The following is a 23,507-nucleotide window of genomic DNA, read 5'->3' as shown; positions in this document are numbered from 1 at the left end:
ACCGTCAGCCCTCCAGAACTGCGATGCCGGGCAGTTCCTTGCCCTCGAGGTACTCGAGGGAGGCGCCACCACCGGTGGAGATGTGGGAGAAGCGGTCCTCACCGAGTCCGAGCGACCGCACGGCCGCAGCGGAGTCGCCGCCACCGACGACGCTGAACGCGCCCTTGCCGGTTGCCTCGATGATCGCTTCCGCTACACCCTTCGTGCCCGCCGCGAAGTTCTCGAACTCGAACACGCCCATCGGGCCGTTCCAGAACACCGTCTTCGCCGAGCCGAGGAGCGAGGCGAAACGCCGCACGGACTCCGGCCCGATGTCGAGGCCCATCCATCCGTCGGGGATGGAGTCGGCCGCGACGGTCTGCGACTGTGCGTCGGCCGCGAACTTGTCGGCCACCACCACGTCCTGAGGGATGTGGATGACGTCGCCGAAGCGTTCGAGCAGTTGCTTGCAGGTGTCGATCATCGACTCCTCGAGCAGCGACGTGCCGACCGAGTAGCCCTGTGCCGCAAGGAAGGTGAAGCACATGCCGCCACCGATTACGAGCGTGTCGACCTTGGGTGCGAGCGCCTCGATGACCCCGAGCTTGTCGGAGACCTTCGAGCCGCCGAGCACCACGGCGTACGGACGCTCGGTGTCGGTGGTGAGCTTGGCGAGCACGTCGACCTCGGCCGCGACGAGACCACCCGCGTAGTGCGGGAGCAGCGTCGCGACGTCGTAGACCGACGCCTGCTTGCGGTGCACGACACCGAAGCCGTCGGAGACGAATGCGCCGTCGTCGCCGACGAGCTCGACGAGCTCACGGGCGAAGGCGAGCCGCTCGGCATCGTCCTTGCTGGTCTCGCGAGCGTCGAAGCGGACATTCTCGAGCAGGAGGATGTCGCCGTCGGTCAGCCCTTCGGAACGCGCCAGCGCATCCTGGCCGACGACGTCGGAGGCGAGCTGGACGTTGCGGTCGAGCACCTCACCGAGTTTCGCTGCGACGGGCGCGAGCGAGTACTTCGGATCCGGCTCGCCCTTGGGGCGGCCGAGGTGCGCGGTCACGACGACCTTGGCCCCGGCCTCCGCGAGCGTGCGGATGGTGGGCGCGGACGCGAGGATGCGGCCGGCGTCGGTGATCGTGTCGCCGTCGAGCGGGACGTTGAGGTCGGAGCGCACGAGTACGCCCCGACCCTCCACACCTGCGTCGAGCAGATCCTCGAGGGTCTGAACTGCCACTGTTCAAATGTCCTGTTCTACGAGTTTCAAAGAGACTTGCCGACGAGACCGACGAGGTCGGCAAGACGATTCGAGTAGCCCCACTCGTTGTCGTACCACGAGACGACCTTGACCTGCTCGTCGATGACCTTGGTCAGAGGCGCGTCGAAGATCGACGAGTGCGGGTCGGTGACGATGTCCGAGGACACGATCGGATCGGTGTTGTACTTCAGGATGCCCTTCAGCGGACCCTCCGCGGCAGCCTTCAGTGCGGCGTTGACCTCATCGGCGGTGGCCTTCTTGGTGAGGGTCGCGGTGAGGTCGGTGACCGAGCCGGTCGGGACCGGGACGCGCAGCGCGTAGCCGTCGAGCTTGCCGAGCAGCTCGGGGAGCACGAGGCCGATGGCCTTGGCGGCGCCTGTGCCGGTGGGGACGATGTTCAGGGCGGCAGCGCGGGCGCGACGCAGATCCTTGTGCGGTCCATCCTGCAGGTTCTGGTCCTGGGTGTACGCGTGGATCGTGGTCATCAGGCCCTTCTCGATGCCGAACTCGTCGTTCAGCACCTTGGCGAGGGGGCCGAGGCAGTTCGTGGTGCACGAGGCGTTGGAGATGATGTTCTGCGTGCCGTCGTACTTGTCGTGGTTGACGCCCATGACGATGGTGATGTCCTCGTCGGTGGCAGGCGCCGAGATGATGACCTTCTTGGCGCCGGCGTCGATGTGCCCCTTCGCCTTGGCGGCGTTGGTGAAGATGCCGGTGGACTCGACGACGACGTCGACACCGAGGTCGCCCCACGGAAGAGCGGAGGGGCCCTCCTTGATCGAGAGGGCCTTGATCTTCCGATCGCCGACGACGATGTCGTCGCCCTCGACATGCACGTCCTTGTCGAGGCGCCCCAGGATCGAGTCGTACTTCAGGAGCGTCGCGAGGGTGTCGTTGTCGGTGAGGTCGTTGACGGCAACGATCTCGATGTCGGTGGTGCCGAGTGCCTTCTGTGCCTCGACCGCCCGGAAGAAGTTGCGCCCGATGCGTCCGAATCCGTTCACGCCTACGCGGACAGTCACAATGAAGCTCCTTTGCCCAGTATTCCGATGGTCGTACTTGTGTGACCTTCACCCTAGTGGGGTTCGGTCGTACTGTGGGGAGCCGCCCGGCCGTGGCGCGAACTCCCTTGCAAGCCTGCCCCGCTATGCCTCGTCCAGCAACTCAGCGGTGACGGCCGACTCCGTATCGGGGATCCCGAGTTCCTTCGCGCGACGATCCGCCATCGACAGCAGGCGGCGGATCCGTCCCGCGACGGCGTCCTTGGTCATCGGCGGATCGGCGAGCTGGCCGAGCTCCTCGAGGGACGCCTGACGGTGCTGCACGCGCAGCGCGCCGGCGGCAGCGAGGTGGTCGGGCACGTCGGCGCCGAGGATCGCCAATGCCCGCTCGACCCGCGCGGCGGCCGCCACGGCGGCGCGTGCGGACCGGCGCAGATTGGCGTCGTCGAAGTTGGCGAGGCGGTTCGCGGTCGCCCGCACCTCCCGGCGCATGCGGCGCTCCTCCCAGACCAGCCGGGTGTCCTGCGCGCCCATGTGGGTGAGCAGCGCGCCGATGGCCTCGCCGTCGCGGATCACCACCCGGTCGGCGCCGCGCACCTCACGCGCCTTGGCAGTGACGCCGAGCCGGCGGGCGGCGCCGACGAGCGCGAGGGCGGCCTCCGGGCCGGGGCAGCTCACCTCGAGCGCCGAGGAACGGCCCGGTTCGGTGAGCGAGCCGTGGGCGAGAAACGCCCCGCGCCACGCCGCGGCGGAGTCGGAGACGCTGCCGCCGACCACCTGTGCCGGCAGTCCGCGCACCGGTCGTCCGCGACCGTCGAGCAGACCGGTGCGGCGGGCCAGCGCCTCACCGTCCTTCCCGACACGGACGATGTACCGGGAGCTCTTGCGCAGACCACCCGCGCCGAGCACCTGAATCTCCGCGGGATAGCTGTAGAGCTCGAAGATCTCGCGGCGGAGGCGACGTGCGATCGATCCGAGGTCGACCTCGGCCTCGACGACCACTCGCCCGGCGACGATGTGCAATCCCCCGGCGAAGCGCAGGAGGGCGGACACCTCGGCCTTGCGGTTGCTGATCCTGGTGACCGACAACCTGCTCAGCTCGTCCTTGACCTCCGCTGTCATTGCCACGAGACGCTCTCCCTCCCACCCCCGCGTGTGGCACGGACTCCACCGCGCGAGGACAGACATGTTTCCAGTGCCCCCGCCAACTTGGCGGGGTCGTGTCGATGCGTACCGGTCTCGGCGACATCGACGAACGAGACGTCCGCTCCGAATCGGGCCGCGGACCGGCTCAGGTGCTCGCGCTCGCGTCCTTCCGGTACCGAGGCAGCATCCACGACGACCTGGTCGACACGGAAATCGGGGGCGTGCTGGGCGAGAACGTGCAGGTGGCGTTCCGCGGAGAAGCCTGCGGTCTCCCCCGGTTCCGCCGCGAGGTTGAGCACGAGGACCTTGAGCGCCGTCGTGTGGACCAGCGCCTCGTGCAGGTCCGGGACGAGCACGTGCGGGATGACGCTCGAGAACCAGGATCCCGGGCCGAGCACCACGAGATCGGCCTCGCACACCGCGTCGAGCGCGGGCGGGCAGGCCGGCGGATCGGCGGGAATCAGCCGGACCCGGCGCACCTTGCCCGGGGTGGTCGCCACCGCGACCTGCCCCCGGATGCAGCGGCTCACCCGCGGGTCGGATTCGAGTCCCGACACGTCGGCCTCGATGTCGAGCGGGATCGGCGACATGGGCAGCACACGGCCGCGCACGTCGAGGACGCGGGCGAGCATGTCGAGGGCGGTGACGGTGTCGCCCGCGACCTCGGCGAGCCCGGCGAGGATCAAGTTGCCGACCGAGTGCCCGGCGAGGGCGCCCGTGCCCCCGAAGCGGTGTTGGACGGTCTCGGTCCACACCCGGACCTCGTCGTCGCGGCCGGCGAGCGCTGCGAGCGCCATGCGCAGGTCGCCGGGTGGGACGACGCCGAGTTCGGCGCGCAGCCGTCCCGAGGACCCTCCGTCATCGGCGACGGTCACCACGGCGGTGACCCGGTCGGTGAGGCGCCGGACGGCACTGAGCGTCGCGTACAGGCCGTGTCCGCCACCGAGAGCAGTGATCGCGGGGCCGGGCACCGCCCCGGAGCTCGGAGCGCTCTCGGAGTACGGCGTGCTGTCGGAGTCGGGAGTCTCGGCGGCGTTCACTCGCGCCCCAGATCCCGGTGCACCACGTTCACCGTCAGATCCGGTGCCTGCTCGAGGCGTGCAGCGAGGGCCTCGGCCATCGCCACGCTCCGGTGTTTCCCTCCGGTGCAGCCCACTGCAATCGTCATGTAGCGCTTCCCCTCCCGACGGTAACCGGCGGTCGTCAGATCGAGCAGCCGGTGATAGGTGGCGAGATAGTCCTCGGCACCGTCGCGGGAGAGTACATAGTCGCGCACCGCCGCGTCCTGCCCGGTGTGCGGCCGCAATTCGGCGATCCAGTGGGGGTTCGGCAGGAACCGCACGTCGCACACGACGTCGGAGTCCATGGGCAGGCCGTACTTGAAGCCGAACGACTCCACGGTCACCCGGATGGTGTCGGATGTGGCGTCGCCGAAGGCCGCCTCGATCTTGCGACGCAGATCGGGCCCGGACAGCGCGGACGTGTCGATGACGAGGTCGGCCGCGGCCTTCACGGGAGCGAGCTGCTCGCGTTCGACGGCGATGCCGTCGGTGAGCGTGCGATCGGCCGTGTCGGACTGCAGCGGATGACTGCGGCGTACCTGCTCGAACCGCCGGACGAGCACCGAGTCGGCCGCTTCGAGGAACAGCACCCGGGTGTTGACCGGGCGGGCCGCCAGATCGGTGACGACGCGTTCGAGGTCGCCGGTGAACAACCGGCTGCGCACGTCCATCACCACGGCGAGACGTTGCAGCGGAGGTTCGGCCTGCACCGCGAGATCGATCATCGACAGCACCAACTGGGGCGGGAGGTTCTCCGCGACGTACCACCCGAGATCCTCGAGGGCGGTCGCCGCAGTACTCAGTCCGGCTCCGGACAGTCCGGTGACGACGATGACCTCGGCCTGCGCCGGCCGTTCACCGTCGACACCCTGTTCCGAACCGTCCGCCATCCCCGGGATCCGACCCACTTCGGTCACTGTTCCGACTCCGCTCGTACTCCCGACACGCCGACGGAGCCATCATCGCCTACGGGCGTGTCGCCCGCATCCGCGGCCGTCGGGTCACCCGCAGGTGCCGCAGCCGGATCGCTCGCATCCGCGACAGTCGGGGCGTCGGTGTCCTGCGGCGACTCGGCCGGAGCCGGTACGTCGCCCCGCAGCGCCTCGAGGACGGCTTTCGCCGTGGCCTGCCCGATCCCGGGCACCGCGGTGATCTCCTCGACGCTCGCCTCGCGTAGCCGCGCGACCGACCCGAAGTGGGTGACGAGCGCCTTGCGTCGGGTGTCGCCGAGACCACGAACCCCGTCGAGAGCGGAGGCGGTCATGCGCTTGGACCGCTTGCTGCGGTGGTAGGTAATCGCGAAACGGTGTGCCTCGTCGCGGATACGCTGCAGCAGGTACAGCGACTCGCTGGTGCGCGGAAGGATCACCGGGTCCTCCTCCCCCGGCACCCACACCTCCTCGAGACGCTTCGCGAGCCCGACGACCGCGACATCCGTGATACCGAGTTCGTCGAGGACCTCGGCCGCGGCCGCGACCTGCGGCGCACCACCGTCGACGACGAACAGGTTCGGCGGGTAGGCGAACCTGCGCGGACGGCCCGTCGCCGGGTCCAGTGCTGCTTCGGGCGCGAGGTCCCCGCCGTCGCCACCCTCCGGAACGGATCCGTCCGAATCGGCCTGTCGGGCGAGGTCGCGGTTGTGGCGGAGGAAACGCCGGCGGGTGACCTCGGCGATCGAGGCGACGTCGTCGGAGTGCCCGTCGCCCGCGGCGTGCTTGATGGCGTAGTGCCGGTAGTCGGACTTGCGGGGCAGTCCGTCCTCGAAGACGACCAGCGATGCGACGACGTCGGTGCCCTGCACGTGGCTGATGTCGACACACTCGATACGCAGCGGCGCCGAGTCGAGGTCGAGGGCGTCCTGGATACCCTGCAACGCCGCCGATCGGGCATTGAAGTCGCCCGCGCGCCGCAGCTTGTGCTGGGCAAGTGCTTCCTTGGCGTTGCGTTCGACCGTGTCGGCCAGTGCCTTCTTGTCGCCGCGCTGCGGGATGCGCAGACGCACGGGACCGCCGCGCAGACGCCCGAGCCAGCGGCTCATCTCATCCGGGTCGGGCGGCAGGGCGGGGACGAGCACCTCGCGCGGCACGGCACTGGTGGCGTCCGCGTCGTCGGTGCCGAGCGCGGCCTCCTCGCCGTAGAACTGGGTGAGGAACTGTTCGACGAGCAGCGAGAGTTCTTCGGCGTCGTCGGTCCCCTCGGCGGCCTCGACGCCTTCGACGTCGCGGTCCTCGGGACGGTCGAGCACGTCGCCGGACTTCTCGACGACCCAGCCGCGTTGACCCCGCACGCGACCGCCGCGCACGTGAAAGACCTGGACGGCCACCTCGAGGTCGTCGCCGGCGAACGCCACGAGGTCGGCGTCGGTACCGTCGCCGAGCACGACGGCCTGCTTCTCGAGTGCCTTGCGCAGTGCCCCGAGATCGTCGCGCAGGCGGGCTGCGGTCTCGAAGTCGAGTTCCTCCGCGGCGTCCTGCATCCGCTTCTCGACATCGCGGACGAGTTTGTCGGTGCGACCGGCGAGGAAGTCGCAGAAGTCCTCGACGATGCGGCGGTGTTCGTCGGCGGAGACGCGTCCGACACACGGCGCGGAGCATTTGTCGATGTAGCCGAGCAGGCACGGGCGGCCGATCTGCGCGTGCCGCTTGAAGACCCCGGCCGAGCACGTGCGCGACGGGAACACCCGCAGCAACAGGTCGAGGGTCTCGCGGATCGCCCAGGCATGCGAGTAGGGACCGAAATAGCGCACGCCCTTGCGGCGCGGCCCCCGGTAGACGAACAGACGGGGGTATTCCTCGTTCAACGTGACCGCGAGCATCGGGTACGTCTTGTCGTCGCGGTAGCGGACGTTGAACCGCGGATCGAACTCCTTGATCCAGTTGTACTCGAGTTGGAGTGCCTCGACCTCGGTGCGCACCACCGTCCACTCGACCCGGCCCGCGGTGGTCACCATCTGACGGGTGCGCGGATGCAGCGAGGCGATGTCGGCGAAGTACGAGTTCAGGCGGGACCGGAGATTCTTCGCCTTGCCGACGTAGACGACCCGGCCGTGCGGGTCGCGGAACTTGTAGACCCCCGGCTCCGTGGGAATGGAACCGGGGGCTGGGCGATATGTCGAGGGGTCGGGCACAGGTCCAGGCTAGTCGTCGCCCCTGACGGCTCCGCCGTCGTCGTTGCGCCTGACGGCTCCGCCGTCGTCGTGGCGCCTGACGGCTCCGCCGTCGTCGTGGCGCCTGACGGCTCCGCCGTCGTCGTTGTCGCTGACGGCTCCGCCGGTGTAGCGGGACTCCAGTTCGCGGAAACGCTCGAGCGCGTCCACGGCGCGTTCCCCGTCGCGCGCCTGGATGGCGACGACGGGCACGTACTCGTCGAACGGCAGTTCGAGGCGGGCCCAGGGGGCGCCCTGGTCGAAGAACAGCCCGCGCACGTCGGTCCACGGGATGTGTCGTTCGGCGACCACGTTGCGGACGGAGACGCCGTCGGCACCCGCCCGCAGCCGTGGGCGGGTGAACAGCAGGACGCCTCCGGTGAGCACGACACCGATGGCGAGGATCGCGATCTGGTCGACGACCCGCAGGTGCACGCCGGTGTCGCCGCCCCCGCGGAGCACGAGCGCCGCGAAGATGTGGATGGCCATGACGACGACCGCCGCCACGACGACCCAGCGCCGCATCTTCTCCGGGCGTACCTCGAGATCCCAGCCGGTCTCGTCGCGGGTCAACGCGCCGCCTTCCGCAGCCGCCGCAGGGTCACGGCGGTGTCGAGCGCGGCCGCGCAGGCCTGGCCGCCCTTGTCTTCCGCGGAGCCGGGCAGACCGGCGCGGTCGCGGGCCTGCTGTTCGGTGTCGGTGGTGAGAACACCGTTGCCCACGGGGGTGCCCTCGTCGAGCGCGATCCGGGTGAGGCCGTAGGTCACGGCGTCGCACACGTACTCGAAGTGCGGTGTGCCGCCGCGGATCACCACGCCGAGCGCGACGACCGCGTCGTGGGTGCGGGCGAGCTGCTGCGCGACGACGGGAAGCTCGATCGCTCCGGCGACCCGCTCGAGGGTGACGTCGGTGACACCCGCCTGCTCGGCGACACGCTGTGCGCCTGCGATGAGGGCGTCGGAGATCTCGGTGTGCCAGCTGCCGGCGACGATCGCAAGGCTCAGCCCTGCGGCGTCGGCGAGCTGCAGGTCGGGCAGGCCTTCGCCGCTCATCAGGCGTCTCCCTCGTCGAACTCGTCGAGACCGATCAGGTCGTGGCCCATGCGATCGCGCTTCGTGCGCAGGTACGAGATGTTCTCGCGGTTCGCGCGCAACGGCATCGGGACACGTTCGGTGATCTGCAGGCCGTAGCCGTCGAGACCGACGCGCTTGGCCGGGTTGTTGGTCAGCAGCCGCATCGACGAGATACCGAGGTCGACGAGGATCTGAGCGCCGATGCCGTAGTCGCGGGCGTCGGCGGGCAGGCCGAGTTGCAGGTTGGCGTCGACGGTATCGGAGCCGGAGTCCTGCAGCTGGTAAGCCTGCAGCTTGTGCATCAGGCCGATGCCGCGTCCCTCGTGGCCACGCATGTAGAGCACGACGCCGCGGCCTTCCTCGGCCACCATCTCGAGGGCGGCGTCGAGCTGCGGACCGCAGTCGCAGCGCAGCGACCCGAAGACGTCGCCGGTCAGGCATTCGGAGTGCACACGCACGAGCACGTCGGAGCCGTCGCCGTCCGGGCCGGCGATGTCGCCGCGGACGAGCGCGACGTGTTCGACGTCGTCGTAGATGCTCTGGTAGCCGACGGCCGTGAAGTCGCCGTGCCGGGTGGGGATGCGGGCCTCGGCGACGCGCACGACGTGCTTCTCGTGCTTGCGGCGCCATGCGATGAGATCCGCGATCGAGATCAGGGCGAGTTCGTGTTCGTCGGCGAAGACCCGCAGTTCGTCGGTGCGCGCCATCTCGCCTTCGTCCTTCTGCGAGACGATCTCGCAGATGACGCCGGCCGGTCGCAGGTCGGCCATGCGCGCGAGGTCGACGGCGGCCTCGGTGTGCCCGGGCCGGCGCAGGACGCCGCCCTCCTTGGCGCGCAGCGGCACCACGTGACCGGGACGCGTGAAGTCCTGGGCGGTGGAGTTCGGGTCGGCGAGCAGCCGCATGGTGGCGGCGCGGTCGGACGCGGAGATACCTGTGCCGATGCCTTCCCTCGCGTCGACGGTGACCGTGTAGGCGGTGCCGTGCTTGTCCTGGTTGACGCTGTACATGGGAGGCAGACCGAGACGGTCGCAGTCCTCGCCGTCCAGGGGCACGCACAGGTACCCGGACGTGTAGCGGACCATGAACGCCACGAGTTCCGGCGTTGCCTTCTCCGCGGCGAAGATGAGGTCGCCCTCGTTTTCACGGTCTTCGTCGTCGACCACGACGACCGCCTTACCGGCGGCGATGTCGGCGACCGCGCGCTCGATGGTGTCGAACCTCGTCACTTCCCTGGACTCCAACTCTCGTATCCGGACGACTCGTGCTCCGCGTCCACTGTCGATCTCCACAGTACGACGCGTCAGCGCGCGTTCTGCAGGCGCTCCACGTACTTGGCGATCACGTCGACCTCGAGGTTGACGAGGGTGCCCGGCTCGGCGGTGCCGAGCGTCGTCAGCGACAGCGTGGTCGGAATGAGCGAGATCTCGAACCACTCCTGTCCGCGTTCCCCTCCGAGACCCGAGACCGTCAACGAGACACCGTCGACGGTGATCGATCCCTTTTCGACCACGTAGCGGGAGATTTCGGCCGGGAGCGAGATGCGCACCACAGTCCAGTTCTCCGAGGGTGTGCGGGAGACGACGGCTCCGGTGGCGTCGACGTGGCCCTGCACGAGGTGGCCGCCGAGGCGACTGTTCAGCGCGGCGGCGCGTTCGAGGTTGACGGAGCTGCCGAGCGTGAGCTGTCCGAGCGACGACCGGTTCAGCGTCTCCTGCATTACATCGGCGGTGAAGGACCCGCCGTCGAGGACGTCGACGACCGTCAGGCACACCCCGTTGACCGCGATCGAATCGCCGTGCTCGGCGTCGGAGGTGACCAGCGGTCCGCGCACGGTGAAGCGTGCCGAGTCGGCGAGGTCCTCCTTCGCGACGATCTCACCGAGTTCCTCGACTATGCCGGTGAACATGTTCCGCTCCTTAGCTCCCGATCCGCGACCGGGTCCGATTCGGTTGTCCCGGTCCGGGACGAGTGTCGGTTGTCCCGGTCCGGGACGAGTGTCGGTTGTCCCGGTCCGGGACGAGTGTCAACAGAATGTCCGAGCCGACGGTCTCGACCCGTTCCCGGCGGAACCGTAGCGCGTCGGAGATCGTGCCCACCCCGGCGTCCTCGACGGCGGCCTCGCCGGCTCCGAGCACGACGGGCGCCAGGTATGCCTGGATGCGGTCGACGCAGCCCGCTGCGAGGAAGGCGCCCGCGAGCCGGGGGCCGCCTTCGAGCAGCACGTCGGGTCGGTCGCCGAGCGCGTCGAGCACCTCCCCGATGTCGTGGGTGCGCAACACCAGCGTCGGCGCCGCGTCATCGAGAACTCTTGCGGAGGTGGGGATCTCACGCATACCGATAACGACCCTCAGCGGCTGGTGCGGCGCGAGTTCGCCGTCGGGCAGACGGGCGGTCAACCACGGGTCGTCGGTGAGGACGGTGCCGGTTCCGACGATGATGGCGTCGAGCCGGCTGCGCTGGTCGTGCACGCGCGCACGCGACTCGGGACCGGAGATCCACTTGCTCGTGCCGTCGGCGGCCGCGCTGCGACCGTCCATCGACGCGGCGTACTTCCACGTCACGTGCGGCCGGCCGGTGTGTTGCCGGTGCAGCCATGCCCGCAGCGGGCCGCGGGCGACGGTCTCGGCACCGAGACCGGGATGCACCGTGATGCCCGCGGCGCGGAGGGTGTCGGCGCCGCCCCCGGCGACGGGATTCGGATCGGCGACGGAGTAGTACACCGTCGCGATCCCCGCCTCGATGAGGGCCTGCGCGCACGGGCCGGTGCGGCCGGTGTGGTTGCACGGTTCGAGGGTGACGACGGCGGTTCCGCCGCGCGCGCGTTCGCCCGCGGCCTCGAGTGCCCGGACCTCCGCGTGTGGACCGCCGGGTGGTGCGGTGGCCCCGACACCTGCCACCGCGCCGTCCGCGTCGAGGATCACCGCTCCGACAGGCGGGTTGGGGCTGGTCGTGCCCCGCACGGCCTCCGAGGCGTCGAGCGCGAACTGGAGGGCTTCGGCGATCTCGGGTGCGGTCACGGCGCGAGCGTCAGGTGCGGGGACGCAGCCCCGGCCTGCGCCCGCAGTTTGCGGACCGCCTCACCGGGATCGGCGGCGCCGTAGACGGCGGACCCGGCGACGAAGCAGTCCACACCGGCTTCCGCGGCGGCCTCGATGGTGTCGGTGTTGATGCCACCGTCGATCTCGACGAGCAGACGCAGTTCACCCGAGTCGACCAGGCGACGCACCTGACGGGCCTTGTCGAGGACGTCCGGGATGAAGGACTGACCACCGAAGCCCGGCTCGACACTCATCACGAGCAGCGTGTCGAACTCCTTCAGGATCCCGAGATAGGGCTCGATGGGGGTGCCGGGCTTGACGGACAGCCCGGCCTTGCCGCCGGCCGCGCGGATGTCGCGGGCCACGGCGACCGGGTCGTCGGTCGCCTCCGCGTGGAAGGTGACGTTGTGGGCACCGGCTTCGGCGTAGGGCGGAGCCCATCGACCGGGGTTCTCGATCATCAGGTGACAGTCGAGCGGGATGTCGGTCGCCTTCAACAGCGACTCGACGACCGGGAGACCGAGCGTCAGGTTCGGAACGAAATGGGCGTCCATGACGTCGACGTGGAGCCAGTCGGCACCGGCGACGGCCTGCGCCTCGTCGGCGAGACGAGCGAAATCCGCGGACAGGATGGACGGAGCGATCATCGGGTGGGCCACAACCGACGAGTCTAGTCGGCGCCCTCCACCGGGTCGGACCTGCGTCGCACGCGCCGCACGCAGCCGAACCCGGCCGGAATCTCCGATCTCGGGCGCATTGGTGCCACCAAGTGGCCGCAATACCCGGAAGGCTGGCAGTCACCTACGAACTCGAGGATCATCGTGACCGATCTCCATCACCGCGAATCCCTCCTTCCCCGTCCGGACGGATCGAACACCGTCGACACCTTCCTGATCTCCGACGGAGCAACCGAACTCGTCGACTTCCTCGTCGCCGTCTTCGAGGCCGAGGAGGTGCCCGAAGCGCGCACCCTCGACCACGACGGGCTCCTCCTCCACTCGGAGGTGCGGGTCGGCGACTCCGTGCTCGTGGTCGCCGACCGGAAACCGGACTGGCCCTTCACCCCCGCCTTCGTACGGGTCCACGTGCACGACGTCGATGCCGTCCTCGAACGCGCCACGCAGCACGGCGCGGCGATCGTCACACGGCCTACGGACTTCTTCGGCGATGTCCTCGCCCGGTTCTCGGATCCGTCCGGCAATCTCTGGTGGATCCAGCGGCACGATCCCGGCACCGACACATCCGCGTGGACGGACGATGCGGCAGCGGACGAGTCGGCGGACTGGTCGCACATCGCGAGTCCGGAACTCGGGTACATCCACTCGACACTCACCGAAGCCGTTCGTACCCTGCGGGATCCACGGTCTCGCGCGGTGTGACCGGCGGTCGCCGGACCGGCGCCGCGGGTCGTCAGACCAGGCGGGCGAGGGCGTCGAAACGATCGATGTCCTCGCGGTGGCAGACGTGGCTTCCGGCGGTGAGCAGTGCCGCGGTGCCGCAGGCGATCCCGAGAGCAAGCGCGTCCCGCAACGATCGTTCCTGCAGCAGTCCGACGACGAGTCCGGCGACCATGCTGTCGCCGGCGCCGACGGCGCTGCGCACCTTGGCCGCCAGGGCCGGCACCCGCACGGCCTCGTCGGCGGTCACCATGATCGCCCCGTCTGCGCCGAGCGAGACGACCACGATCTCCGTGACACCGGAGGTGACGAGTTCGCGCGCGGCCGCGATCTGCTCGTCGTCGGTGGCCAGCTCCCGCCCGGTCCACTCGCACAACTCGTCCAGGCTCGGTTTGACGAGGTAGACACCCGAATCGATGCTGGTCAGCGCATCGCCCGACGAGTCGAGGACGAACCGCGCGCCGGCCTCGTGCGCCGCCGCCGCGATGCGTCGGACGAAGGTGCCGGGTACACCGGGTGGGAAGCTGCCGCTCGCCACCACGTACTTCGCGCCTTCGGCGACCTTCTCGAGTGTCGCGAGGCAGCGTTCCTGCTCCTCGTCCGTCAGCTCGGGACCGGGTGTGACGAAACGGTATTCCTGACCGCTGCGACGGTCGATCGCCGTGAAGCACTCTCGGGTGGACCCGGTGATCGGGACGATGTGTTCCTCGACGTCGTCGTCGTCGAGCAGACCGCTCATCTGTTCACCTCGCGCACCACCGGCCGGATAGACGGCGGCGGCCGAGGCACCGAGCACGCGCGCGACCTTCGCGACGTTCACTCCTCCCCCGCCGGCGTCGTAGAACGGTTCGTCGCAGCGGAGCTTGCGGGTGGGCACCACCGCGTCGGTGAAGGTCGTGACGTCGAGTGCCGGGTTCATGGTCAGGGTGACGATCTCGGGCATGACCGGAACCCTATTCGGCCCCGGCCGGCCGCGCGCGGAACTGCATCACGCCGCCGCCCGGTGCTTGCGCTTCTTCGCCCGGCCCTTGCTGCGACTCGCCACGGCGGAGCCGAGCATCAGCAGACGCATGGACCGCGCGGCGGCGTCGACGAGCAGGTCGTGACCGTTGGCGACGGCGTCCTCGAGGCGCATCGGGACGGGGATGATCGACGCGATCGCGCCGATTCCGACGTCGTGGACGTCGCGCGCCCCCTCGCCGAGCGACCCGGCGATGGCGAGCACCGGCACCCCGGCGCGCTGGGCGCGGCGGGCGACCTCCGCGGGCACCTTGCCGCGCGGGGTCTGGACGTCGATGCTGCCCTCGGCGGTGATGATCAGATCGGCGCGCGCGATCAGGGAGTCTAGATCGATACCGGACAGGCCGCTGTCGAGCAGCACGTCGAACCGGGAGGCGATCCGGGCGCCGATGCCCGCGGCCAGACCGGCACCGAGGCCGCCTGAGGCGCCGGTGCCCGCCCCGAACCGCACATTCAGCCCGTGTGCCCGCCCGTCCCGTTCGAGCACCTTCGCCCAGCGCTCCAGAGCGGCGGACAGCTCCTCGACCTGCGCGGGTGTCGCGCCCTTCTGCGGGCCGAAGACCCGAGCGACACCGGTCGGCCCACACAGGACGTTGTGGACGTTGCAGGCCAGGACGATCTCGGTGTCGGCGAGCGCCGGGTGCAGATCGTCGAGATCGAGACGCGCGGCGCGCGCGAGGTGCCGTCCCCCGTCGGGCAGTTCGTGGCTGTCGGCGTCGAGGATCCGGGCGCCGAGTGCTCGCAGTGCCCCGGCTCCGCCGTCGCTGGTGCCCGAGTCGCCGCAGCCGATGACGATGCGGCGGATGCCGTCGTCGAGTGCCGCGGCAACGAGTTCACCGACCCCGCGGGTGGTGGTGGCACCGGGATCACGGCGATCGGTGGGCACGAGACGAAGGCCGGCGGCCGAGGCCATCTCGACGACCGCCGTCCCGCGGGTGACACCACCGAGACGCGCCCAGCTCGCCCGCACCGGCTCGCCGACGGGACCGGTCACGGTGACCGGGACGAGCGTGCCGCCGGTGGCCTCGGCAAGGATCTCGGCGGTGCCCTCCCCACCGTCCGGAACAGGCACGAGGTCGACGGCGGCGCACGGCAGAGCCCGGCGGACTCCCGCACCGATCGCAGCGGCGACGCTGCGCGCATCGAGACTCTCCTTGAAACCGCTGGGTGCGACGAGCACGCGATGAGGAACCTTCAAAGCCATGACGACTCCGATCGTGAAACGGGACAGACCGTGGAACGGGACAACGGGGGAGGGAACAGGGATCAGACGAACAGCGACAGGCCGAGCAGCGGCCAGACGAACCACGCGAACAACAGGACCAGCGCGGCGAGGAGCGGGCCGAGCCGCGCTGCCAGGCGCAACAGGTCGGAGGTCGAGTAGGTGGATGTGCCGGGCACGTCCGCGAACAGCGTCACGGGCTTGGCCGACGACGGCAGGGTGTGGCAGAAGCCTGCGGCGGCCGTCGAGACGAAGGCCGCGGCGAGCGGATCGACACCTGCGCTCGGGGCGAGTGCCACCACGACGGGAACGAGAACGGCGGAACGGGCCGAGCGCGACTGGATGACCAGGTGCGCCGCAGCGGAGATCACGACCACGACGACCACGAACAACGGACCGGCACCCTCTCCGCGCGAGGTGAGCGGGCCGAAAGCCGTCGATGCGAGCCAGTCCGCCGCGCCGCTCGTCGTCAGCGCGGTACCGATCGACAGCGTTGCCGCCATGAACAGCAGCAGAGGCCACGGCACGGTCTTCAGCGCAGGCGCGAGACGCACGGAGCCGTACCGCGGGGAGGTCGCGACGAGCGCACCGAGCAGCGCCACCACCGCCGGGTGGATGCCGTGTACGGGTTCGGTGCACCACAGCACCATCACCACGACCAGCAGAAGGGCGGCGCGGGATTCGGCGACGGAGAGCGGCCCGCAGACCGGGGTGTCGGCCTGCGCGCCGATGTCGGCGGCGGTGACGGTGAGGCGTCCGCGCCGATCGTCGGTGGAGGTGAACAGCAGCAGCACCAGTTCGGCGGCGGCGTGCGACGAGACGATCGCCAGCGGCAGGCCGAGGATCATCCAGGTCGCGAAGTCGAATCCGGTGCCGGTCGCCGTGAAGAGGATCTGCGAGGTGATCAGGTGCGCACCGGCGCCGAGCAGCGACGCCACCGCCGACAGCAGGATCACCGTGGGGAAGAGCAACGCGAGTGCCCGCACCAGTCGTGGCCGGTCTGCGAGGACCGTCGCGAGCGCGACGAACACCGGGAGCACCAGTGCGGCGCGACCGGAGGTCGACGGGACCGCGAACGCGGTGACGATCAGCGCGGCCGTCACCAGGTGCACGAGCGCCCGCGGGCTGTGCGCCCCCGTCACCAGGAAGGCCGCGCCCCGCGTCGCCAAACCCGAGGACGCGACACCGGAGGCGATCACGAAAGCGGACAACAGGAGCCACACGACGTCGTCGCCGAGGGTCGCGAACAGTGCCTCCGCGTCGATGACCCCGACGACCGTGAGGGCCGCGGCAGCGCCGAGCGCCACATAGGTGTCGTCGATCCTCGTGAACACCCACAGCCAGACGGCCACGACGAACACGATCATGGTGACGGCGGCCGGAGGCGTCAGGTCGGGGTCGGTGCGCGTGAGATACACGAGGAGACCGACGGTGCCGGCGAGTATCCCGACCGCGACGATCCGGCCGGGCGTCGGGGCGGTGTGTCTGCGCGGCGGACGCTGCTGTGGCGCAACGGAGCTCGGCGGGACGGTGGCGTGGAAGGTCATCGCAACCGGTACCCCGCTCCGCGGATCGTCTCGACCCGGTCTCCCCCGATCTTGTTGCGCAGTGCGCGCACGTAGACGTCGACGACGTTGGACGCGGGATCGAAGTCGTATCCCCACACGTGCCCGAGGATCTGTTCGCGGGAGAGCACCTGCCCGCGGTGACGCAGGAAGACCTCGAACAGGGCGAACTCGCGGCTGGTGAGATCGGCGCTCTCCCCTGCGATCTCGGCGCGTCGGGCCCGCGGGTCCAGAGCCATGTCGCCGTCGCGGATCACCGCTGCCGGATCGGCAGCCGAGCTGCTGTCGCCGATGCGCAACCGGATGCGGGCGAGCAGTTCGGCGAACTGGAACGGTTTGCTCACATAGTCGTTGGCACCGCCCTCGAGCCCCGCGACGGTATCGGTGACGCTGTCTCGCGCGGTCAGCACGATCACGGGGGTCCGCACACCTTCACCGCGCAACCTCTCGAGGACGGTGAAGCCGTCCATGCGGGGCAACCCGATGTCGAGGATCACCAGATCGAAGGCGCCACTGCGAGCGAGCATCAGGGCGGTCTCGCCGTCGGTGGCGTCGGTGGTGGTGTATCCCGCTGCGCGCAGCCCCTTCTCGAGGAAGGCGGTGATGCGGGTGTCGTCTTCGGCGATGAGGATTCTGCTCACTGCGATGCGGTCCTTCGAGTCTCGGCTGTACCGGGGGAACCGGTCGTGCCGGTCGTGCCGGTCGTGCCGGTGGTTCCTGCAGGGTCTCGTAGGGGGAGGTCGATGCCGAAGGTCGCGCCGTGCCCGACCGCGCTCTCGACCCAAGCCGAGCCGTGGTGCGCGTCGGCGATGGCGCGGACGATGGCGAGTCCGAGACCTGCCCCGCCTCGTTCGGCGGCGGGTCCGTGCCGGTCACCGGGGACGGTGCGTCCGCGGCGGAAGCGTTCGAAGATGCGTGCCGCGTCGTCCGGAGCGACCCCGGGTCCGGTGTCCCGGACCCAGATCCGGAGGTGCTCGGTGCCGTTGTGCTCGACGAAGACGGATCCGAGCTGGATGACGTCCCCAGGGTGGGTGTGCGTGACGGCATTGGTCGCGTACTGCAGCACGGCCTGGGTGACGCGTTGGGCGTCGATGTCGGCCATGCCCTCGGCGATCTCCATGAGCTGCCAGTCGCGGGTGCCGAGCATCTGCGCCTTGGCCTCGACGTCGAGCATGAGGTCGGTGACGTCGACCGGTCGTCGCTGCACGAAGTCGGGGCGCTCGGCCTTGGCGAGGACGAGCAGGTCGGTGACGATCCGCGCCATCCGGTCGAGTTCGTCCTCGACGAGCCGGATCGTCTCCTCGCGCGTCGCGTCGTCGGCGTGACCGAGATCCATGAGTTCGAGGTGCCCGCGGATCACGGTGATCGGTGTCCGCAGTTCGTGGCCGGCGTCGTCGACGAACTGCTGCTGCGTGGTGTAGGCCTGTTCGAGGCGGTCGAGCATCGAGTTGAAGGTCTGTGCCAGTGCGGCGATGTCGTCGCGTCCGTGCACGGGCACCCGACTCGTCAGATCCTTCTCGCCGATGGCGGCGGCCACCTCGCGCACCTGGCGGATCGGGGCGAGGATCTGTCCCGCGACCAGCCAGCCGATGATCGCCGTGAGACCGAGGCCGCCGATCGCGACCAGTCCGATGGTGCGGGCGGTGTCGGCGACCTTCGCGCGCTGCTCGGCGGTGAACACGGCGACGATCAGCGCGCCCCGGTCGTCGCCGGAGGTGACGTCGGCGCGGGCCCAGCGCATCTGTCCACCGTCCACCTCGTGGACGCCCGAGCCGGTGGGGGCGTTGAGGATGCGCTCGAACATCACACCGTCCTCGGTGAGGTTCGCCGGCAGGTCGGGCCGGTCCACCGCGATACGGCGGTCGAAGAGCAGCGAACCGTCGACGACGCCGACGATCACCTCGCCCTCCGAGGTGTGCTGGCGGTTGAGATAGACCTCGAGCATCCGCTCCACGGAGGTGAACGGGAACGTCGTGGTGGGGTCGACGCCCTCGGCGGCGAATGCCCGGAATTCGTCGATCTCCTGCGTGATGTCGGCATTCGCATCTCGGTCGACGTGGTTGAGGAGCAGCACCCGCGCGGTGACGACGACGGCGACGAGCGCGACGGCCGTGGTCAGCAGGATCCAGCTGAGGATGCGCCACCGGGCAGGGAGAGCGGATCCGCGACCGGGGTGAGGGATGCGGAGGTGACCGGTGCGCTCCGTCCCGGCCGGCTTCCCGGACTCAGTCGTCATCGTCGTCCCAGTCGTCGTCCCCACTGTCGTCGCCGTCGCCGTCCCAGTCGTCGTCCCACTCGACCTGAGGGGTCGGCAGGGGCTGACGCGCGACGTCGGACCAGCCCGGATCGGGAACCGGGGCCGGCACGACGGCAGGCGGGGATGTCTGCGTGCCGGGGACCGACGGTGCGGACGCCGACTCCTGCTCGGGTTCGGGTCGTACCTCGGGCGCCTCGGCCCCGGGGGACGGCGCCGCGGGCTCGGTCGTGGTCGGCACGACGGAGACGGTGACCGATGCATCACCGATCTCGGGGGAGCCCGCCGGTCGTGTCAGGGCCTGGCTCCCCCACGCGAGGGCCGCCGGGATCAGCAGCAGCGCTGCGATCACGAGCATGCGTTTCATCACCGGCATGGGGAACAGCATCCTGCACCGGAGTGAATCGATCGTGAAGACCGGATGAGAAGACTTTCATCTTCCCGGCGCCGGACACGACGATCCGTGTCCGGCGGTCGCGATCAGCGCTCGGGTTTACGCAGCGCAGCCATGAACATGGCGTCGGTGCCGTGGCGGTGCGGCCAGAGCTGGACTCCCGGCCCCTCCCCGACCTGCGGCACGCCGGGGACGAGTTCGCGGGTGTCGAGCTGTTCGACACCGTGGCGGCGCACCGCGTCGGACACGACGGCGACGGTCTCCGAGACGTGCGGTGAACACGTCGAGTAGAGCACCACACCACCGGGACGCAGCAGTCCGATCGCCGATGCGAGCAGTTCCTTCTGCAGCCGCACGAGTTCGGCGACGTCGCCGGGTTGCCGTCGCCACCGCGCCTCGGGACGCCGACGCAACGCGCCGAGACCCGTGCAGGGTGCGTCCACGAGGATCCGGTCGTAGCCCGGTTCGAGTCCGGGCTCGCGCCCGTCGGCGATGTGCACGGTCACCGGCAGGTCGCGGGCGGTCTTGCGGACGAGTTCCGCGCGGTGGTCGACCGGTTCGACCGCGTCGACGGCGAACCCGTCGATCGCGGCGATGGCGCCGAGCAGCGCCGCCTTTCCGCCCGGTCCCGCGCACAGGTCGAGCCAGCGGCCCCGGTCCTCGCCGACGAGGGGTGCGAGGGTGAGGGCACGTGCGACGAGCTGGCTGCCTTCGTCCTGGACTGCGGCCATGCCTTCCCGGACGGGTTCGAGGCGGCCGGGGTCGCCGTGCTCGAGGTGCACCGCATAGGGCGACCACGGTCCGAGCTCACCGCCGGTGACGAGCGCGAGTTCCTCCGCGGTGATAACCCCGGGCCGGGCGACGAGGTGGACGATCGGGCGCGCGTCGTCGGCGGCGAGGACGTCGGCGAGTTCGGAGGCATCCGATCCGAGCGCGTGGGCGAACGCTTGCGCGATCCACAGGGGGTGCGCGTATCGGAAGGCCAGGTGACCCACCGGGTCGCGGTCCGGGTCGGGGGCGAGCAGCGTGATCCACTCCTCCTCCGAACGCTCACCCACACGACGAAGCACCGCGTTGACGAAACCTGCTCGGCCCGATCCGAATTCGGACCGGACGAGGTCGACGCTCGTGGCGACAGCGGCGTGCGGGGCGACGCGCGTGCGCAGCAACTGGTAGGCACCCAGACGCAGTACGTCGAGCAGCGCGCCGTCGATCTCGTCGACGGGACGGTTCGCGGCGTCGGCGATCACGGCGTCCAGCAGGCCTCGCGCGCGGGCCGCGCCGTAGGTGAGCTCGGTGGCCAGGGCGGCGTCGCGCGCGTCGAGATGCCGCTCCCGGAGCAGCGACGGGAGAACGAGATTGGCGTAGGCGTCCCGTTCGCGCACGGCGCGCAGCACGTCCCGCGCGGCGACACGTGCGGGGTCGGCGGGAGGCTTCCACGGTCGGGGGGCGTGTTCGGACGCCGGATTGCGGTTCGGCTTCCCACCGCCGCTGCGTCCCCCGCGACCTGCGGGGTTCCGTCCTCCGGCATTGCGCTTGCCCCGCGGGGGCCTGCCGGATTCGCTCATCGCGCACGCACCTTCGGGTCGAGACGGGCGCCGCGCGCCCAGTCCGTGGCTGTCATCGCCTTCTTCCCGGGCGGTTGCACCGTCCCGAGCCGGACGGCAGTGGTAGCGGTACCGACGAGCACGCCGTCCTTGCGGATGTCGAGCTCACCGGGTTCGAGGGTCTCGTCGGTCACCGTCACGGGACCGATCTTCACGCGCAGGTCGCCGATCATCGTCCACGCACCCGGAGCGGGCGTGACGGCGCGAATTCGCCGGTCGACGACGTGTGCGGGGAGTGTCCACTGCACCTGGGCGGCCTCGACGGTGACCTTGGGCGCGTGCGAGACACCGTCGGCCGGCTGCGGTGCGGGCGTGAGGATGCCGTCTTCGAGGCCGTCGAGGGTGGATTCGAGCAGCGTCGCACCGACCTCGGCGAGGCGGCCGAGCAGGTCGCCGGCGGTGTCGGTGGGACGGATCGTCTCGGTGACGACGCCGTAGACCGGACCGGTGTCGAGGCCGGCCTCGAGCCGGAAGGTGCTCGCTCCGGTGATCTCGTCACCGGCAGCGATCGCCGCCTGCACGGGCGCCGCGCCGCGCCAGGCGGGCAGCAGCGAGAAATGGAGGTTCACCCATCCGTGCACAGGGATGTCCAGGACGTCCTGCGGGATCAGGGCGCCGTAGGCCACCACGGGGCAGCAGTCGGGTGCGAGTTCGGTCAGTCGCGCGACGAACTCGGGGTCGCGCGGCGAGCGCGGCGTGAGGACCTCGATGCCGTGTTCGTCGGCGATCTGCCCCACGGCGGATCGCACGACCTTCCGGCCGCGACCGGCGGTGGTGTCGGGGCGGGTGACCACCGCGACGACCTCGTGGCGTGACTCGATGAGGCGGAGCAGCGACGGGACGGCGGGTTCCGGTGTTCCCGCGAAGACCACGCGCATGTCAGAGCACCGCCGAGCAGGAGGTGGGGTGCGCTGCGTGTGGACTGTGCGGGGATGTCACGGATGCTGCTCCAGTTTTCGACGGCGATGACCTCTCACAGTCTAGGGAGTCGACGTCGTGCGACCTGCATCACCGCGCCGGGCGGTCACCTCAAGGAGGCCGGCACCGGAGAGCATGGAGCTCAGGCGTCGGAGCCCGAGCGCCCGCGCTCAGGTGTTGGACTGGAGGATCAGTTCGGGGATACCGGTGCCGAGCGCGACGGTGGTGCACTCCCCGATCGCGTACCGGTCGGGGTCGAGCGCGTGCCGCGCGAGCTGCAGCGAGAAGGGGTCGTAGACCATGTTGAAGTGGCCGGTCAGATCTTGCGGGCACAGCTCCTGGATCACGTGATTGACGGCGCCCTCACCATGGAGTGCGACATTGCCGGCGGGCTGGATGACCTCGTCGACCTCGCTACCGATGGTCGTGTAGCGCACGCCGGGCACGGTGTCGGTGGGTGTGTTGAGTTCGGTGAGCAGTTCCGACCCCTGAAGCTGCTGCACGAGGGCGACGGAGAACTCGCCCTCGACGATGTCGGTCGCTCCGGGCAGCGCGGCGACGGCGGCCCCGATGCCGTAGAAGGTGCCTCCGTAGCTCGGCGACGCGATCCCCACCCACCGGTCGACGACCTCGCCACCCCCGAGTTCGTTGATGTAATAGCGGGCCACCGTGGCTCCCTGTGAGTAGCCGACGACGTCGACCTCCTCCGCACCGGTCGCGTCGAGGACCTCGGTGACGAACTCACCGAACTGTGCTGCGGAGACGCGGATGTCGCCCGTGCCGTAATCCTCGGCACCGTCGGCGAACCCGTAGTTCAGGGCGAATACGCACCAGCCTGACGCGGCGAGCAGCGGCGAGAGAGCAGCGAAGTCGGAGTAGGCGTTGGAATCGGTGCCGTGCGCGAGCACCACCGGATGAGGGCGCTCCTCGGACGGCACGCACGCGAAGTCGTTGCTACCGGCGGGGGCGACATCGGGGTTGTTCTCGGCGTATTCGGCCGCTTCGGCGTGCCCGGTGGCCACCGGTCCCGCCGGGACGGGCACGCTGCTGTACGACCCTTCCCCGAGACCGAGGATCGGTCCGTCGTCGGACGGGAGCGGCTGCGCCGCCGCTGCGCCCACAGTCAGTGCCGCTGCACCCACAGTCAGCATCGCGACGACACACGCTCCGACGACACCACCGACACTCCGCCCGGCACCCATTCGTCCGCCCTCTCCTCCTGCGCCTCCCCGGCACCTACGGAAGTAGATCGGTCACAATCACCGGCTCCGTTACTGTGACAAATAATATCCCCGGCAACGCGTGTCGCTGTCGTCCGTATGTACGGCAGCAGCCGGCGGGTCTTGCTCTCGGTCCATGCCGGATCGACACTGGGAACAGCCTCCGTCGACGGACACTCCACCGATCCCGACGGATCCGCCGATAC

22 protein-coding genes are annotated in these 23,507 nt (G+C 70.0%); 1 reads left to right on the top strand and 21 read right to left on the bottom strand.

The window, feature by feature from the left end; genetic code table 11:
- Nucleotides 1-4 precede the first annotated feature (4 nt).
- From pgk to rpe, 12 genes are all read right to left on the bottom strand, one after another.
- A complete protein-coding gene (gene pgk / locus KXC42_RS10935; protein WP_006551477.1) occupies nucleotides 5-1,216 on the bottom strand; it encodes a phosphoglycerate kinase in 1,212 nt (403 codons plus the stop codon).
- 26 nt (nucleotides 1,217-1,242) lie between these two features.
- Nucleotides 1,243-2,259, bottom strand: a complete 1,017-nt coding sequence (gene gap / locus KXC42_RS10930; RefSeq protein WP_006551476.1) for a type I glyceraldehyde-3-phosphate dehydrogenase — start codon at nucleotides 2,257-2,259, stop codon at nucleotides 1,243-1,245.
- 123 nt (nucleotides 2,260-2,382) lie between these two features.
- Nucleotides 2,383-3,366 (bottom strand): DNA-binding protein WhiA, encoded by a 984-nt coding sequence (gene whiA / locus KXC42_RS10925; RefSeq protein ID WP_006551475.1) that lies wholly within the window; start codon nucleotides 3,364-3,366, stop codon nucleotides 2,383-2,385.
- Nucleotides 3,357-4,424, bottom strand: a complete 1,068-nt coding sequence (yvcK, locus tag KXC42_RS10920) for a uridine diphosphate-N-acetylglucosamine-binding protein YvcK (protein WP_033096618.1) — start codon at nucleotides 4,422-4,424, stop codon at nucleotides 3,357-3,359. Before yvcK ends, whiA begins: the two co-directional genes overlap by 10 nt.
- A complete protein-coding gene (gene rapZ / locus KXC42_RS10915) occupies nucleotides 4,421-5,335 on the bottom strand; it encodes an RNase adapter RapZ (protein ID WP_006551473.1) in 915 nt (304 codons plus the stop codon). The genes yvcK and rapZ overlap by 4 nt, the downstream gene beginning before the upstream one ends.
- Before the next feature lie 23 nt (nucleotides 5,336-5,358).
- On the bottom strand, nucleotides 5,359-7,572 hold the full coding sequence (gene uvrC / locus KXC42_RS10910) for an excinuclease ABC subunit UvrC (protein ID WP_219130323.1): 2,214 nt from the start codon (nucleotides 7,570-7,572) through the stop codon (nucleotides 5,359-5,361).
- Nucleotides 7,573-7,581: 9 nt separating this feature from the next.
- On the bottom strand, nucleotides 7,582-8,163 hold the full coding sequence (locus tag KXC42_RS10905; protein ID WP_219130322.1) for a PH domain-containing protein: 582 nt from the start codon (nucleotides 8,161-8,163) through the stop codon (nucleotides 7,582-7,584).
- Nucleotides 8,160-8,642, bottom strand: a complete 483-nt coding sequence (gene ribH / locus KXC42_RS10900) for a 6,7-dimethyl-8-ribityllumazine synthase (RefSeq protein ID WP_006551470.1) — start codon at nucleotides 8,640-8,642, stop codon at nucleotides 8,160-8,162. The genes KXC42_RS10905 and ribH overlap by 4 nt, the downstream gene beginning before the upstream one ends.
- The gene (locus KXC42_RS10895) at nucleotides 8,642-9,892 is read right to left on the bottom strand and encodes a bifunctional 3,4-dihydroxy-2-butanone-4-phosphate synthase/GTP cyclohydrolase II (protein ID WP_006551469.1); all 1,251 of its coding nucleotides are present in this window, start codon (nucleotides 9,890-9,892) and stop codon (nucleotides 8,642-8,644) included. The genes ribH and KXC42_RS10895 overlap by 1 nt, the downstream gene beginning before the upstream one ends.
- A gap of 74 nt (nucleotides 9,893-9,966) precedes the next feature.
- Nucleotides 9,967-10,572: a riboflavin synthase gene (locus KXC42_RS10890; protein ID WP_024100797.1), complete on the bottom strand. Its 606-nt coding sequence runs from the start codon at nucleotides 10,570-10,572 to the stop codon at nucleotides 9,967-9,969.
- A gap of 10 nt (nucleotides 10,573-10,582) precedes the next feature.
- A complete protein-coding gene (gene ribD / locus KXC42_RS10885) occupies nucleotides 10,583-11,683 on the bottom strand; it encodes a bifunctional diaminohydroxyphosphoribosylaminopyrimidine deaminase/5-amino-6-(5-phosphoribosylamino)uracil reductase RibD (protein WP_006551467.1) in 1,101 nt (366 codons plus the stop codon).
- Nucleotides 11,680-12,363 carry a ribulose-phosphate 3-epimerase gene (gene rpe / locus KXC42_RS10880; protein ID WP_006551466.1) on the bottom strand — a complete coding sequence of 228 codons (684 nt, stop codon included), beginning with the start codon at nucleotides 12,361-12,363 and terminating at the stop codon, nucleotides 11,680-11,682. The genes ribD and rpe overlap by 4 nt, the downstream gene beginning before the upstream one ends.
- A gap of 162 nt (nucleotides 12,364-12,525) precedes the next feature.
- Here rpe and KXC42_RS10875 point away from each other — a divergent pair, with 162 nt between their 5' ends.
- Nucleotides 12,526-13,083: a glyoxalase/bleomycin resistance/extradiol dioxygenase family protein gene (locus tag KXC42_RS10875; RefSeq protein WP_219130321.1), complete on the top strand. Its 558-nt coding sequence runs from the start codon at nucleotides 12,526-12,528 to the stop codon at nucleotides 13,081-13,083.
- 31 nt (nucleotides 13,084-13,114) lie between these two features.
- On the opposite strand, the gene KXC42_RS10870 is transcribed toward KXC42_RS10875, so the two are convergent.
- The 9 genes from KXC42_RS10870 to KXC42_RS10830 form a co-directional block, all read right to left on the bottom strand.
- Entirely contained in the window at nucleotides 13,115-14,044 is a 930-nt protein-coding gene (locus KXC42_RS10870) for a 1-phosphofructokinase family hexose kinase (RefSeq protein WP_006551464.1), read from the bottom strand.
- Nucleotides 14,045-14,089: 45 nt separating this feature from the next.
- Nucleotides 14,090-15,325 carry a glycerate kinase gene (locus KXC42_RS10865; protein ID WP_219130320.1) on the bottom strand — a complete coding sequence of 412 codons (1,236 nt, stop codon included), beginning with the start codon at nucleotides 15,323-15,325 and terminating at the stop codon, nucleotides 14,090-14,092.
- Nucleotides 15,326-15,387: 62 nt separating this feature from the next.
- Nucleotides 15,388-16,890 (bottom strand): SLC13 family permease, encoded by a 1,503-nt coding sequence (locus KXC42_RS10860; RefSeq protein WP_219130319.1) that lies wholly within the window; start codon nucleotides 16,888-16,890, stop codon nucleotides 15,388-15,390.
- Nucleotides 16,887-17,549 (bottom strand): response regulator transcription factor, encoded by a 663-nt coding sequence (locus tag KXC42_RS10855; protein WP_219130318.1) that lies wholly within the window; start codon nucleotides 17,547-17,549, stop codon nucleotides 16,887-16,889. The genes KXC42_RS10860 and KXC42_RS10855 overlap by 4 nt, the downstream gene beginning before the upstream one ends.
- Entirely contained in the window at nucleotides 17,546-19,144 is a 1,599-nt protein-coding gene (locus KXC42_RS10850) for a cell wall metabolism sensor histidine kinase WalK (protein WP_219130317.1), read from the bottom strand. The genes KXC42_RS10855 and KXC42_RS10850 overlap by 4 nt, the downstream gene beginning before the upstream one ends.
- Nucleotides 19,134-19,538 (bottom strand): hypothetical protein, encoded by a 405-nt coding sequence (locus tag KXC42_RS10845; protein WP_257606110.1) that lies wholly within the window; start codon nucleotides 19,536-19,538, stop codon nucleotides 19,134-19,136. The genes KXC42_RS10850 and KXC42_RS10845 overlap by 11 nt, the downstream gene beginning before the upstream one ends.
- A 104-nt stretch (nucleotides 19,539-19,642) precedes the next feature.
- A complete protein-coding gene (locus KXC42_RS10840) occupies nucleotides 19,643-21,124 on the bottom strand; it encodes an RsmB/NOP family class I SAM-dependent RNA methyltransferase (RefSeq protein ID WP_219130315.1) in 1,482 nt (493 codons plus the stop codon).
- The gene (fmt, locus tag KXC42_RS10835; RefSeq protein WP_024100791.1) at nucleotides 21,121-22,041 is read right to left on the bottom strand and encodes a methionyl-tRNA formyltransferase; all 921 of its coding nucleotides are present in this window, start codon (nucleotides 22,039-22,041) and stop codon (nucleotides 21,121-21,123) included. Before fmt ends, KXC42_RS10840 begins: the two co-directional genes overlap by 4 nt.
- 210 nt (nucleotides 22,042-22,251) lie before the next feature.
- Nucleotides 22,252-23,283: a triacylglycerol lipase gene (locus tag KXC42_RS10830; RefSeq protein WP_006551456.1), complete on the bottom strand. Its 1,032-nt coding sequence runs from the start codon at nucleotides 23,281-23,283 to the stop codon at nucleotides 22,252-22,254.
- Nucleotides 23,284-23,507 lie beyond the last annotated feature (224 nt).

It is taken from the genome of Rhodococcus sp. LW-XY12 (assembly GCF_019317345.1).
GTDB classification, from domain to species: domain Bacteria; phylum Actinomycetota; class Actinomycetes; order Mycobacteriales; family Mycobacteriaceae; genus Rhodococcus; species Rhodococcus pyridinivorans.
This window is presented reverse-complemented; position numbering and strand designations above follow the sequence as displayed.

What these genes read in the sequence shown, in the direction of transcription:
- fmt (WP_024100791.1), bottom strand. Translation starts at nt 22,041, where the DNA reads ATGCGCGTGGTCTTCGCGGGAACACCGGAACCCGCCGTCCCGTCGCTG.
- KXC42_RS10890 (WP_024100797.1), bottom strand. Translation starts at nt 10,572, where the DNA reads ATGTTCACCGGCATAGTCGAGGAACTCGGTGAGATCGTCGCGAAGGAG.
- KXC42_RS10840 (WP_219130315.1), bottom strand. Translation starts at nt 21,124, where the DNA reads ATGAGCGAATCCGGCAGGCCCCCGCGGGGCAAGCGCAATGCCGGAGGA.
- KXC42_RS10830 (WP_006551456.1), bottom strand. Translation starts at nt 23,283, where the DNA reads ATGGGTGCCGGGCGGAGTGTCGGTGGTGTCGTCGGAGCGTGTGTCGTC.
- rapZ (WP_006551473.1), bottom strand. Translation starts at nt 5,335, where the DNA reads ATGGCGGACGGTTCGGAACAGGGTGTCGACGGTGAACGGCCGGCGCAG.
- KXC42_RS10845 (WP_257606110.1), bottom strand. Translation starts at nt 19,538, where the DNA reads ATGCCGGTGATGAAACGCATGCTCGTGATCGCAGCGCTGCTGCTGATC.
- KXC42_RS10850 (WP_219130317.1), bottom strand. Translation starts at nt 19,144, where the DNA reads ATGACGACTGAGTCCGGGAAGCCGGCCGGGACGGAGCGCACCGGTCAC.
- KXC42_RS10860 (WP_219130319.1), bottom strand. Translation starts at nt 16,890, where the DNA reads ATGACCTTCCACGCCACCGTCCCGCCGAGCTCCGTTGCGCCACAGCAG.
- KXC42_RS10870 (WP_006551464.1), bottom strand. Translation starts at nt 14,044, where the DNA reads ATGCCCGAGATCGTCACCCTGACCATGAACCCGGCACTCGACGTCACG.
- KXC42_RS10865 (WP_219130320.1), bottom strand. Translation starts at nt 15,325, where the DNA reads ATGGCTTTGAAGGTTCCTCATCGCGTGCTCGTCGCACCCAGCGGTTTC.
- ribH (WP_006551470.1), bottom strand. Translation starts at nt 8,642, where the DNA reads ATGAGCGGCGAAGGCCTGCCCGACCTGCAGCTCGCCGACGCCGCAGGG.